This window comes from Streptomyces sp. NPDC107500 (genome assembly GCF_055582785.1).
Genome location: NZ_JBVJPF010000003.1, coordinates 280,512 through 292,532 on the forward strand (window position 1 = coordinate 280,512; position 12,021 = coordinate 292,532).

The following is a 12,021-nucleotide window of genomic DNA, read 5'->3' on the forward strand; positions in this document are numbered from 1 at the left end:
AGCCCGCTCTTCGACGACGGTAAGGCCCTGGTCAGTCAGTGTGACGACGACTACGTGACCAATTCGGCCATCGCATGTGCGCGAATCCGAGGTATGGTGGTAATGCGCCTGCCGAGTATGTGACGTACGGGTACGTGACATCGTCGTCGGGCCGCACGCATGAGGATGCCCGGTCGGTGGCCCGATCGGCTCCGACCCGACAGCCCTCCTTGCCGTACGCCGCACTGCGTACGGAATCCGGAGGGGGACCCTCAGTGGTACGAGCGCTGGAGCGTCGACAGAGGTCCCGTGTCCTACGGCTCACCCGTACGGGCAGCCGACGTCCCCGACACGATCCGTCAAGACCCGCGCGCTCGCCTCGCACCACGTACACAGAAGAGGCAGCACCCTGACTACGACGTTCCGATCCCTCGGGATCCTCCCCGAGACCGCCGAAGCCCTCGAAGCCGTCGGCATCATCAACCCCTTCCCCATCCAGGAGATGACGCTCCCCGTGGCCCTCTCGGGCACGGACGTCATCGGCCAGGCCAAGACCGGCACCGGCAAGACGCTGGGCTTCGGCCTTCCGCTCCTCGAGCGCGTCACCGTCCCCGCGGACATCGAGGCGGGCCGCGCCGCGCCCGAGGCCCTGACCGACGCCCCGCAGGCCCTCGTCGTCGTCCCGACGCGCGAGCTGTGCCAGCAGGTCACCAACGACCTCCTGACCGCCGGCAAGGTCCGCAACGTGCGCGTCACCGCGATCTACGGCGGCCGCGCCTACGAGCCGCAGGTCGAGGCCCTGAAGAAGGGCGTCGACGTGATCGTCGGCACCCCGGGTCGCCTGCTGGACCTCGCGGGCCAGAAGAAGCTCAGCCTGAAGCACGTCAAGTGCCTGGTCCTCGACGAGGCCGACGAGATGCTCGACCTGGGCTTCCTGCCCGACGTCGAGAAGATCATCAACATGCTGCCGACGCGGCGCCAGACCATGCTGTTCTCGGCGACCATGCCGGGCGCGGTCATCGGACTCGCCCGCCGCTACATGTCGCAGCCCACGCACATCCGCGCCACCTCGCCGGACGACGCGGGCGCGACGGTCGCGAACACGAAGCAGTTCATCTACCGCGCGCACAACATGGACAAGCCCGAGATGGTGGCGCGCATACTGCAGGCCGACGGCCGGGGACTGGCCATGGTCTTCTGCCGCACCAAGCGCACCGCCGCCGACCTGGCCGACCAGCTCAAGCAGCGCGGTTTCGCCTCCGGCGCGGTCCACGGCGACCTCGGCCAGGGCGCCCGCGAGCAGGCCCTGCGCGCCTTCCGCAACGGCAAGGTGGACGTGCTCGTCTGCACCGACGTGGCCGCCCGCGGCATCGACGTCGAGGGCGTGACGCACGTCATCAACTACCAGTCGCCGGAAGAGGAGAAGACGTACCTGCACCGCATCGGCCGCACCGGCCGCGCGGGCGCCAAGGGTACGGCGATCACGCTGGTCGACTGGGACGACATCCCCCGCTGGCAGCTGATCAACAAGGCGCTGGACCTGGGCTTCAACGACCCGCCGGAGACCTACTCCACCTCCCCGCACCTGTACACCGACCTCGGTATCCCCGAGGGCACCAAGGGTGTGCTGCCGCGCTCGGAGCGCACCCGCGCCGGGCTCGACGCCGAGGTGCTGGAGGACCTGGGCGAGCCGGGCGGCCGCGGTGGCCGTACCCGCGGTGGCCGTGGCGGCCGGGACGAGTCCCGCCCCGCCGAGCGCGAGCGTTCCTCCCGTGAGACGCCGCGTCGCCGCCGCCGGATGCGCGGCGGGGCCCCGGTGGACGCGGACACCTCCGCGGGCGCCGCGACCGAGGCCGTGACCGGCGGTGCCGACGGCGCCACGGGCACGGACGAGGCCGGTGCGCCCCGCACGCTGCGCCGCCGCCGGCGTACGCGTGGCGGTGAGCCGTCGCGGCGTCCGGCGCAGGCCGCCACGGCCGACGCCCCGGTCGCGCAGGCCGCCGAGGAGAGCGCGGTCGCGGTCTCCGAGGTCACCGACGTGGCTCAGGCCGCGGAGGTCGTGGAGACCCCGGCCAAGCCGCGTCGCCGCCGCACCCGCAAGTCGGCCGAGGCGCCGGCCGCTCCGCTGGAGGCCACGCCCGCGACCGAGCCCGCGGCCACCGCCACGGCGGTCGTCGAGGCCCCGCTCGTCGAGGCCCCCGTGGAGACCAAGCCGCGCCGCACCCGCAAGACGGCCGCCCCGAAGGCGGAGGCCGTCACCAAGGCGGAAGCGGTCGCCACCAAGGCGGAGGCCGTCGCGGACACCGCCGAGGGCACGGAGACCAAGCCGCGCCGCCGCACCCGCAAGGCCGCCACCGCCGAGCCCGTCGAGGCGACCGAGGCCACCCAGGCCCCGGAGACCGCCGAGGCCAAGCCCCGGCGCACCCGGAAGACCGCCGCCGCCAAGGCCGAGGCCGTCGCCGACACCGCCGAAGGCACCGAGGCCAAGCCCCGCCGCCGCACCCGCAAGGCCACCCAGGCCGCGGAGCCGGCCGAGGCCGGCGAGACCACCGCCGGTATCCCGGCGCAGACGGCGCCGGAGGCGGAAGCGGTCGAGGCCAAGCCCCGGCGCACCCGCAAGACCGCCGCCGCCAAGGCCGAGGCCGTCGCCGACACCGCCGAAGGCACGGAGACCAAGCCGCGCCGCCGCACCCGCAAGGCCGCCACCGCCGAGCCCGTGGTGGCCGCCGAGGAAGCGGTCGAGGCCAAGCCCCGGCGCACCCGGAAGACCGCCGCCGCCAAGGCCGAGGCCGTCGCCGACACCGCCGAAGGCACCGAGGCCAAGCCCCGCCGCCGCACCCGCAAGGCCACCCAGGCCGCGGAGCCGGCCGAGGCCGCCGCCGGTATCCCGGCACAGGCCGCCGAGGCGCCGGACGAGGCGAAGCCTAAGGCGCGCCGCACCCGCAAGGCGGCCGCGGCCGCCGCGCAGCCCGCGGAGTCCGGCGAGAGCTGATCCGCACCGCGTCACCGGACGTCGGCCCGGTCCCGCCACCCAGGCGGGGCCGGGCCGACGGCGTTCCCGCGCGCCGCCGACCGATAACCTCTGCCCGTGAGCAGGAACGCCGCCTTCAGTCCACCGCCGGGCGCCCGCGCGTACCGGATGTCCACCGCGCGCGGTGAGTTCGCCGTCGTCGACTCCCCCGTGGCCGACGGGGTGGCGGCGCGGGGAACGGTCCTGATGCTGCCCGGGTTCACCGGCAGCAAGGAGGACTTCACGCTGCTGCACGCACCGCTGGGGGCGCGCGGGTACCGTACGGTCGCCGTCGACGGGCGGGGGCAGTACGAGTCGGACGGCCCCGAGGACGACGAAGCCGGCTACGCGCGCCCCGAGCTGGCCCGGGACGTGCTCGCGCAGGTCGCCGCCCTCGGGACGCGCGTCCATCTCGTCGGGCACTCCCTCGGCGGCCAGATCGCGCGGGCCGCCGTCCTGCTCGACCACGCCCCCTTCGTCTCCCTCACGCTGGTCTCCTCCGGCCCGGCGCGGATCTCCGAGTCCCAGCGGCTGCGCGTGAAGCTGCTGCGGGACGCGCTCGACACCATGACGATGGCCGAGGTCTGGCAGGTGATGCAGGCCATGGGGCCGCCCGAGGAGGTCGGTGCCCCGGCCCCCGCCCACGGCCCGGAGGACCCGGTGCGGCTGCGTGAGCGCTGGCTGGGCACCAGGCCCGCCCAACTGCGCGCGACGGGCCGGCAGTTGTGCACGGAGCCGGACCGGGTCGCGGAACTGGCCGCGCTGGCGCTGCCGTACCACGTGCTGTCCGGCGCCTACGACGACACCTGGCCCGTCCCTCTCCTGGACGAGATGGCCGTACGCCTGGACGCGCGCCGGACCGTGATCGCCGGCGCCGAGCACTCCCCCAACACCGACCAGCCCCTGCCGACCGCCCGCGCGCTCGCCGACTTCTGGGACGGCCTCCCCCGGCGCTCCGCGGAGGCCGGACCCTAGTACTGCGCCCGCAGGTGCTCCCAGAAGCCGTCCCGCAGGGCCCGTCTCAGGTCGGCCTGGCCGCGCAGCGAGTACTGGAGCAGGCCCTCGGCCTCCACCAGCAGGTCCTGGTCGACCGAGCCGGGAAGGTAGGGGTGGCCGGGGAGAAGCTCCAGCAGGGCGTCCCGGCCGCGGGCGGCCAGCCACTTCGCCGCGATCTGCGCGCCCACGAAGCGGACGTCCTCGCGGGCCGGCCGGGTGCCCGCCGCGTCAAAGGCCTGGGCCGCGCGCCGGGAGACGTACGGCTTGAAGAACTCCAGGTCGAAGGTGCGCTGGCTGTCGACCTCCCAGAGCAGCGGGTCGGCCTGGTTGCGGCCGTCGGGCGCCTCGATGCCCCACAGGTGGACGCGGGCGCCGTACCCCTGCGCCGCCTCGACCGCGGAGACCAGGTCCTCGTCGCCGCCGAGCAGCGCCGCGTCGCTGATGGCGCGGTACCGGGCGAGGGACTCCAGGTCGGAGCGGATGAGTGAGTCGACGCCCTTCTGCTGGTTGTTGGCGTTGAGGTTGCCCAGGCGCACCTTGACGTCGGGCAGTTCGGCGATGGACTGCTGCTCGGCGGTGTGGATGCGGCGGCGGGCGCCGTCGTACCAGTAGACCCGGAGCAGGCGGCTGTCCGCGAAGATGGTGCGCGCCTTGTCGATGAGCGCCTCGATCAGTCCCTCGGCGTCCAGGTCGAAGGCCCGGCGGTCCTCGGTCCCGGTCACCAGCCGCCCCGCCGCCGCGTACAGGTATCCGGCGTCGACGAAGATCGCGTGGGTCGAGGGTGTCTTCGCCACCTCGGCGAGCATGCGCAGTAGCAGCTCGTTGGTGCGGTCGATACGAGCGTTCAAGGACGCGAGGTCGGCGTTCATCGCCTCCATTGTCCCGGCGGTCACGCTACGAACACAACTGGTCCCGGTCAGTCTTGTAACGGACACTGGTCGCACTGCAACAAGCCGCTTACCTGTCAGTAATTAGTCGTTCGAAAAATTTCCTTAGCGTAGGGAATGTTTGCATCGGGCATCCCGTTGACTCCTGTGGAAGCCCGGGCACCGACGACCCAGGAGCCACACCAGTAGTTCTCCTCAGGAGGATGACCAGATCAAGGGAGAGGCCATGCGCTTTGAAGTCATGCGACTCGACGACGTCGACGGGACCCCCGTCGACACGACTGTCGTGGACGCCGCCTCCGTAAACCGGATCGTCCAGCAGGCCGCCGCCATCGGACAGCGCCTGTGGATCCGCCCCGCCGAACCCTCGGCCTTGTAGCGCGGACCCTTCACACACCCGGGGCCCCCGTACGGAACGCCGTACGGGGGCCCCGTGCGTGCCGGGTGCGGGTGCGGGACCGCGCTCAGGCGCCCTGGATCACCTGCGTGACACCGTTGATGATCTGCTGGACCGCGATCGCGGAGAGCATCATGCCCGCGAGCCGGGTCACCAGGACCACACCGCCGTCCTTGATGACGCGGATGATCAGCAGCGAGTACCGCATCACCAGCCACAGCACCACGTGGATGGCGAGGATCGCCGCCCACACCGAGACCTGGCCGGTCACCCCGTCCGCCTTCTGCACGGCGAGGATGACCGACACGATCGCCCCGGGACCGGCGAGCAGCGGCATGCCCAGCGGCACCAGCGCCACGTTGACGTCCTTGGTCTGCTTCGGCTCGTCCGTCTTGCCGGTGAGCAGGTCAAGGGCGATCAGCAGGAGCAGCAGCCCGCCCGCGATCATCAGGGCGGGCACGGACACGTGCAGGTAGTCCAGGATCTGGTGCCCGAGCAGGCCGAACACGGTGATCACACCACCGGCGACGCAGACCGCCTGGAGGGCCATCCGCCGCTGCACCTTGGCGGGGCGTCCGGAGGTCAGCGCGAGGAAGATCGGGGTGATCCCCGGGGGATCCATGATGACGAAAAGGGTCAGGAAGAGGGAGCCGAAGACGGCGAGGTCGAACATGGGTGAGCTACTGGCCTTGCGAGAGAGGACGGGAGAGGGACGGGTCGCGCGGGAGGTGGGGCTCAGGCCCCGCCGGCCCCCGGCACCGGGAACGCCCCGAACGCCCGACGTGTGATCTCCCCGTACACCTCGGGGTCGGTCGTGTACTGGCCGAGCACGCAGGTCTTCCGGCTGCCGTGGTAGTCGCTGGAGCCGGTCGTCAGGAGCCCCAGCTCCTTCGCGACCCCGCGCAGCCGTGCCCGGGTGTCCGCGTCGTGGTCCATGTGGTCGACCTCGATGCCGTCGAGCCCGGCGGCGGCCAGGTCGGCGATCGCGGTCTCCGGCACGGTGCGGCCGCGCTTGACGGCGGCCGGGTGGGCGAAGACGGCGACCCCGCCGGCGCCCTTGATCAGCCGGAGCGCCTCGAAGGGGTCGGTCTCGTGCTTCTCGACGAAGGCCCGGCCGCCGTCGGCCAGCCAGTCCGCCGTGAACGCGTCGCCCACCGTCGGCACCACGCCGAGTTCCACCAGCGCGGTGGCCACGTGCGGCCGCCCGACCGAGCCGTCGCCGGCGATGCGGGCGACCTGTTCCCAGGTGACGGGCACGCCCAGGCCGTTGAGCTTCTCGACCATGCCACGCGCCCGCGGCACGCGGTCGTCGCGGACCAGCTCGCGCTCGGCGAGCAGGGCGGGCTCCTCGGGGTCGAAGAGGTAGGCCAGCATGTGCATGCTGACGCCGTCGAGCCGGCAGGAGAGCTCGGCCCCGGTGACCAGGGTCAGCCCCTCGGGCAGCGCGGCGAGGGCCTCGGCGTGGCCGCGGGTGGTGTCGTGGTCGGTCAGCGCGACGACGTCGAGACCGGCCGTGGCGGCCTTGCGCACCAGCTGGGCCGGGGTGTCCGTGCCGTCGGACGCGGTGGAGTGGGTGTGCAGATCGATGCGCACGACGCTGACTCCAAACGGTGACGGGACGGAAGGGGAGACTCAAGGACAAGAAAAGACAAGAAGGGGACGCTCAAGGATAACCGGTGCCGCACCCCGCCCTGTCACACCCGCAGCGGCCCTGCGCCCCCTACAGCGCACCCGCACCAAGGCGGCTAGGGCTGGATCAGCCGAGGCGACAGGGCGCCGCACGGCACCAGGTCGATCTCGGCGCCCGCGTCCCGCAGGTCGGTCAGCACCAGTTCCTCGTACATCAGCAGCCCCGACTTCTCGGGCCACACGACGGCCCACAGCCACATGCCCAGGGCCTCCCCGGCGAAGACCGCGCGGTCGACGGGGCCGCCCGAGACGTGCCAGAGGGGGGTCGGGCGGCCGGCGGCCAGGACCTTGGCCTGGGGCGGCTTCTCCACGTTCATGTACGGCCCCGGGTCGGGGGCGTCCAGGCCGGCGTAGCGCGCGCCCAGACCGACACCGAGTTCCTCGGCGATCAGGATCAGCTCTCCGATGCCGCCGAGCGGTCCCGGTCCGGAACAGGCCACCGCGGTCGCGCGGCCACCGGTGCGGTCGTCGCCCGCACAGGCCACCCCGGTGAACAGCCAGCCGACCGGCAGCGGCCAGGGCATCCAGACCGGCACCTGGGTGCGGTGCACCACGACACCGAGCGCCTCGACGCTGGGCGGGAGCACGGGCTGGAGCGGATGCACGGTGCCGTGCAGGTCGCACTGCCAGGAATCGGCGAAGAGACCGGGAGCCCTGACCCGGCCACCACACTTCGGGCAACTGGGTTCGCCCCTCATACAGCCCCACGGTCCTACCCTCACTCCCCCACGTCAAGGACGATCACCCATCCGGAGGGAAGCCCGCGCCCCGGGTCCACACCCGCGAGATTAGGTGTACGTTGCATTAATTAGCAGAGCTAACTTAGTATGTGTAAACACCAACCATCTCGTCGGCATTGGAGCACTGGCATGGACCCCTTCGACGCGGGTGCGGGCGGCATCCTGCGACAGCCCAAGGCGGTGTGGGCGACGGCCGGCGCGTCCGTCGTGGCCTTCATGGGCATCGGGCTCGTCGACCCGATCCTGCCGTCCATCGCGAAGGGCCTGGACGCGAGCGCCGGCCAGGTCTCCCTGCTGTTCACCTCGTACTTCCTCATCACCGCGCTCGCGATGCTGGTCACCGGCTTCGTCTCCAGCCGCATCGGCGGACGCAAGACCCTGCTGCTCGGGCTGGCCTTCGTCGTGGTCTTCGCGGGCCTGGCGGGCACCTCCGACACGGTCGGCCAGCTCGTCGGCTACCGGGCCGGCTGGGGCCTGGGCAACGCGCTGTTCGTCTCGACCGCGCTCGCCGTCATCGTCGGCGCCGCGGCCGGGGGCAGCGCGGCGGCGATCCTGCTCTACGAGTCCGCGCTCGGCCTCGGCATGGCGTGCGGCCCGCTGCTCGGCGCCCTGCTCGGCGACGCCAGCTGGCGCTACCCGTTCTTCGGCACGGCCTTCCTGATGGCGATCGGCTTCCTGTGCATCACCGTGTTCCTCAAGGAACAGCCGAAGCCGGCCCGCAAGACGTCACTGCTCGACCCGATCAGGGCGCTCGGTCACGGCGGCCTCGCCTCCGCCGCGGTCTCGGCCTTCTTCTACAACTACACGTTCTTCACGGTGCTGGCCTTCACCCCGTTCGTGCTGAACATGACCCCGTACAAGTCCGGCGCGGTGTTCTTCGCCTGGGGTGTGCTGCTCGCCGTCTTCTCGGTCCTCGTGGCGCCGCGCATGCAGAAGCGGTTCGGCTCGCTGAAGGTGCTGGGCGGCTCGCTGGTGCTGCTCGCGGCCGACGTCCTGGTCCTCGGCTACGGCAATCACACCACCGCGATCGTCTGCACGATCCTGTCCGGCGCGTTCATCGGCGTGAACAACACCGTCTACACCGAACTGGCCCTCGGGGTGTCGGACGCGCCGCGGCCCGTGGCGAGCGCCGGCTACAACTTCGTGCGCTGGTTCGCGGCGGCGGCCGCGCCCTACTTCGCGCCGAAGATCGAGGAGTGGACGGACATCCACATCCCGTTCGTGGTGGCGGCCGTCACCGCCGTGCTGGGCGCGGTCGTGGTCCTCGTACGGCGCCGGGCGCTCACCCACGAGGCCGAGGAGCTGGAGACCGGGCACGCCACCGAGGACAGCGTCACCGTCTTCGCCAACTGAGGAGCGCGGAGGCTCACTTGGTGAGTTCCGTCACTCCAGTGGGACGGACCTGCGGGACGGATCACGCAGGTCCGTCCCGTGCGTCAGCCAGCGCTCCTGGAGGGCCTGCGCGCCGTGCACGCGCTTCCAGGCCGCCTCGTTCGGCGTCATCGGCAGCAGCGGCAGGAACCGTACGGGGTCCAGCGGGGCGTCCAGCTCCAGGTCCTCGACCAGGCCGCCCGGCTCGGCGACCAGGACCGAGGTGAACGGCGCCCCGGGCCACAGCGCCTCCCCCACGTCCAGCGAGGCGCCCGGCGCCACGATCACGCCCTCGACCTGCGGGGAGGCCGCCAGCACGGCGAGCGGCCGCAGCACCTTGCCGGTGTCGGCGAGGCCGGCCCGGACGGAGAGCACCAGCTCGGCGCGGGGCCCCTTGACCGGGTCGGCGAGCGGGGCCGTGGGGTCCGCCATGGGTTGCGCCGACATGCCGAGGGTGGCGTAGCGGACGATGTCGCCCTCCTGGCCCGCGGCGGGGAAGCGCAGCACCTCGATGCGGTCGGTGCCGAGGAAGGTGACCGCCGCGCGTGCGTCCGGTTCGCCCAGCGCGCTGCGCAACCGGGCCTCCACCAGAGGAAGAACATCAGCCATGCGGCGAGCATAGAACTCGTCGTGAACCGGCAAAGCGGCGCCTTGACACCTTGGGTGACTGGTACTCTGGGCCAGCGGTTCGGGGCAGCGCTCAGCGCATCGCGATCAAGCACCCGACGCTATGAAGACTCCCCTACGGGGAACCCCTCCAAACAAGGGGTATGGATCGTCCCTCACGAGGGACCGGCCGGAGGAGGTGGGCGGCATGGACCGAAGTCGACCGTGCAGTACCACCCGCTCTTCCGGCCACTGACGCAGCTGTTCCGGTTCCTGCCGCTGCCGCTTTCCGTCCGCGCCCTTCACGCGGAAGAGCACTTCGTCTCGTAGTGCCTGATCCGATCCATCGACGCCCCTCGCGTCGATCCGTGTCAGCAGCTGAATCAGCAGCGAAGCCGGCCACCGCGACGGTGCGGTGCCCCCCGCTTTGTGGACGCGCCGAGCACGCGTAGCCAGGACGTCCCCATTCCGGGCGGTTCCACCCGTCTCCGGCCCCGTTCGCTGCCCGTCGCGAAGGAGCCTGCCATGTCGATGATCCGTGACCTGCGCGCCGCGGTCCGCCCGTCCCGCGTCTCTCTGCGCAAGGACAACGGCGCCTACGACGCCACCCGCGACCCGGGCAACCCGTCCGCCGTCGTGGACTGCGCCGTCTACCGTGACGGCGCCCGCGTCGAGACGGAGACGCCGCTGACCCCGCACACGGCGATGCGCCAGGTGCGCCGCGACGGCGGCTTCGTGTGGATCGGCCTGCACGAGCCCACCGAGGACGAGTTCGCCGGTATCGCCCGGGAGTTCGGGCTGCACCCGCTGGCCGTGGAGGACGCCGTCCAGGCCCACCAGCGGCCCAAGCTGGAGCGCTACGACGACTCCCTGTTCACGGTCTTCAAGACCATCCACTACGTCGACCACGACGAGCTGACCGCCAGCAGCGAGGTCGTCGAGACCGGCGAGGTCATGTGCTTCACCGGACGGGACTTCTTCATCACCGTCCGGCACGGCGGCAAGGGCTCGCTGCGCGCGCTGCGGCACCGGCTCCAGGAGGACCCCGAGCTGCTGCTCAAGGGCCCCTCGGCGGTGCTGCACGCCATCGCCGACCACGTCGTGGACGGCTACATCGCGGTCGCCGACGCGGTGCAGGACGACATCGACGAGGTCGAGACGGAGGTGTTCTCGCCGGGCCGCAAGGGCAGCCCGCGCGGCACGGACGCCGGCCGGATCTACCAACTCAAGCGCGAGGTGCTGGAGTTCAAGCGGGCGGTGGCGCCGCTGCTGCGCCCCATGCTGCTGCTGAGCGAGCGGCCGATGCGGCTGATCGACCCCGAGATCCAGAAGTACTTCCGGGACGTCGCCGACCACGTGGCCCGGGTGCAGGAACAAGTCGTGGGCTTCGACGAGCTGCTGAACTCGATCCTCCAGGCCAACCTCGCCCAGGCGTCCGTCGCGCAGAACGAGGACATGCGCAAGATCACCTCGTGGGCGGCGATCATCGCCGTACCGACGATGGTGTGCGGGGTGTACGGGATGAACTTCGACTACATGCCGGAGACCCACTGGAAGTTCGGGTATCCGCTGGTCCTGTCCGTCACCGTCGTCCTCTGCCTGGGCATCCACCGCACGCTCAAGCGCAACGGCTGGCTCTGACCGGGGCGGACGGGCGCTGGATAGGCTGACCGCATGACACGCGAGCTGCTCGACCAGGCCCTCGTCGAGGAGGCCACGAAGAAGTCCGGCCTCATCTGGGCCAAGGGCCCCGGGGTGCCCGCCCGGGCGCTGTGGCACGTCTGGCACGAGGGCGCGGCCTGCGTCGTCGGCGACGGGCCCGGCGAGCAGCCGCTGCCGGGGCTGGCGGACGGGGCCGCGGCCGAGGTGACGGTGCGCAGCAAGGACAAGGGCGGCCGGCTGGTCACCTGGGCCGCCCGGGTCGTGGAGCTGCCCTCCGGCTCCGAGGCGTGGCAGGCGGCGGTCGCCGACCTCAAGGGAAAGCGCCTCAACGCCCCCGACGGCGAGGCGATGACCGACCGCTGGGCCCGCGAGTGCCGGGTGCTCCGGCTGGAACCGACCGGGACCACGGCCCCGCTGCCCGACGACGCGCTGTCCGAGCCGCCCCTGCCGACGTCGGCGACGACCCGGAACCCGGCACCGGCCGGACTCCCCCGCCTGCTGCTGAAGCGGCGCCGCCGCCGGCCCTAGGGCCTGTCTGACAATTTTCGTCTGCCCCGCGACGCCATGCACGCACTCTCGCCGCACCGGGCGCAGAGCCAAGTACATCCAGTACGAGGCTCTACGCCCGGCACGCCGAGAGCACGCACCTGACGCCGCGAGGCCGCCCTCCGGGCGACGACGGGA

General features: G+C 72.1%; 11 protein-coding genes. 6 read left to right on the forward strand and 5 right to left on the reverse strand.

Annotated elements, in window-relative coordinates; all coding sequences use genetic code 11:
* Nucleotides 1-481 precede the first annotated feature (481 nt).
* Both ACZ67M_RS12870 and ACZ67M_RS12875 read left to right on the forward strand, forming a co-directional pair.
* Nucleotides 482-2,971, forward strand: coding sequence for a DEAD/DEAH box helicase (locus ACZ67M_RS12870; protein ID WP_469850859.1), 2,490 nt, complete (start codon nucleotides 482-484; stop codon nucleotides 2,969-2,971).
* A 96-nt stretch (nucleotides 2,972-3,067) separates the two neighbouring features.
* On the forward strand, nucleotides 3,068-3,964 hold the full coding sequence (locus ACZ67M_RS12875) for an alpha/beta fold hydrolase (protein ID WP_361352007.1): 897 nt from the start codon (nucleotides 3,068-3,070) through the stop codon (nucleotides 3,962-3,964).
* On the opposite strand, the gene ACZ67M_RS12880 is transcribed toward ACZ67M_RS12875, so the two are convergent.
* Nucleotides 3,961-4,854 carry an NYN domain-containing protein gene (locus tag ACZ67M_RS12880; protein WP_361352010.1) on the reverse strand — a complete coding sequence of 298 codons (894 nt, stop codon included), beginning with the start codon at nucleotides 4,852-4,854 and terminating at the stop codon, nucleotides 3,961-3,963. The two genes, ACZ67M_RS12875 and ACZ67M_RS12880, sit on opposite strands and share 4 nt — an antisense overlap.
* Before the next feature lie 244 nt (nucleotides 4,855-5,098).
* Between ACZ67M_RS12880 and ACZ67M_RS12885 the strand changes: the two genes are divergently transcribed.
* Complete coding sequence (locus ACZ67M_RS12885; protein ID WP_087807363.1) at nucleotides 5,099-5,251, forward strand: hypothetical protein; 153 nt, start codon at nucleotides 5,099-5,101, stop codon at nucleotides 5,249-5,251.
* Between the two features lie 85 nt (nucleotides 5,252-5,336).
* Here ACZ67M_RS12885 and ACZ67M_RS12890 read toward each other — a convergent pair whose 3' ends face one another.
* From ACZ67M_RS12890 to ACZ67M_RS12900, 3 genes are all read right to left on the reverse strand, one after another.
* Nucleotides 5,337-5,942, reverse strand: a complete 606-nt coding sequence (locus ACZ67M_RS12890) for a MarC family protein (protein WP_122616094.1) — start codon at nucleotides 5,940-5,942, stop codon at nucleotides 5,337-5,339.
* Nucleotides 5,943-6,004: 62 nt separating this feature from the next.
* Nucleotides 6,005-6,862 (reverse strand): PHP domain-containing protein, encoded by an 858-nt coding sequence (locus ACZ67M_RS12895; protein ID WP_329472164.1) that lies wholly within the window; start codon nucleotides 6,860-6,862, stop codon nucleotides 6,005-6,007.
* 152 nt (nucleotides 6,863-7,014) lie between these two features.
* A complete protein-coding gene (locus tag ACZ67M_RS12900) occupies nucleotides 7,015-7,656 on the reverse strand; it encodes a DUF6758 family protein (RefSeq protein ID WP_361352016.1) in 642 nt (213 codons plus the stop codon).
* Between the two features lie 171 nt (nucleotides 7,657-7,827).
* Here ACZ67M_RS12900 and ACZ67M_RS12905 point away from each other — a divergent pair, with 171 nt between their 5' ends.
* Nucleotides 7,828-9,051 (forward strand): MFS transporter, encoded by a 1,224-nt coding sequence (locus ACZ67M_RS12905; protein ID WP_392010488.1) that lies wholly within the window; start codon nucleotides 7,828-7,830, stop codon nucleotides 9,049-9,051.
* A gap of 30 nt (nucleotides 9,052-9,081) precedes the next feature.
* Here the strand turns inward: ACZ67M_RS12905 and ACZ67M_RS12910 are convergent, their stop codons facing one another.
* Nucleotides 9,082-9,678 (reverse strand): suppressor of fused domain protein, encoded by a 597-nt coding sequence (locus ACZ67M_RS12910; RefSeq protein ID WP_122616090.1) that lies wholly within the window; start codon nucleotides 9,676-9,678, stop codon nucleotides 9,082-9,084.
* Nucleotides 9,679-10,200: 522 nt separating this feature from the next.
* Here ACZ67M_RS12910 and ACZ67M_RS12915 point away from each other — a divergent pair.
* The gene (locus tag ACZ67M_RS12915; RefSeq protein WP_361352022.1) at nucleotides 10,201-11,316 is read left to right on the forward strand and encodes a magnesium and cobalt transport protein CorA; all 1,116 of its coding nucleotides are present in this window, start codon (nucleotides 10,201-10,203) and stop codon (nucleotides 11,314-11,316) included.
* A 33-nt stretch (nucleotides 11,317-11,349) separates the two neighbouring features.
* A complete protein-coding gene (locus ACZ67M_RS12920; protein WP_392099477.1) occupies nucleotides 11,350-11,865 on the forward strand; it encodes a hypothetical protein in 516 nt (171 codons plus the stop codon).
* Nucleotides 11,866-12,021: the final 156 nt, after the last annotated feature.

Excerpts from the sequence above, each read along its gene's own strand:
- ACZ67M_RS12870 (WP_469850859.1), top strand. The coding sequence starts at position 482 with ATGACGCTCCCCGTGGCCCTCTCGGGCACGGACGTCATCGGCCAGGCC.
- ACZ67M_RS12880 (WP_361352010.1), bottom strand. The coding sequence starts at position 4,854 with ATGAACGCCGACCTCGCGTCCTTGAACGCTCGTATCGACCGCACCAAC.
- ACZ67M_RS12885 (WP_087807363.1), top strand. The coding sequence starts at position 5,099 with ATGCGCTTTGAAGTCATGCGACTCGACGACGTCGACGGGACCCCCGTC.
- ACZ67M_RS12890 (WP_122616094.1), bottom strand. The coding sequence starts at position 5,942 with ATGTTCGACCTCGCCGTCTTCGGCTCCCTCTTCCTGACCCTTTTCGTC.
- ACZ67M_RS12900 (WP_361352016.1), bottom strand. The coding sequence starts at position 7,656 with ATGAGGGGCGAACCCAGTTGCCCGAAGTGTGGTGGCCGGGTCAGGGCT.
- ACZ67M_RS12905 (WP_392010488.1), top strand. The coding sequence starts at position 7,828 with ATGGACCCCTTCGACGCGGGTGCGGGCGGCATCCTGCGACAGCCCAAG.
- ACZ67M_RS12910 (WP_122616090.1), bottom strand. The coding sequence starts at position 9,678 with ATGGCTGATGTTCTTCCTCTGGTGGAGGCCCGGTTGCGCAGCGCGCTG.
- ACZ67M_RS12915 (WP_361352022.1), top strand. The coding sequence starts at position 10,201 with ATGTCGATGATCCGTGACCTGCGCGCCGCGGTCCGCCCGTCCCGCGTC.
- ACZ67M_RS12920 (WP_392099477.1), top strand. The coding sequence starts at position 11,350 with ATGACACGCGAGCTGCTCGACCAGGCCCTCGTCGAGGAGGCCACGAAG.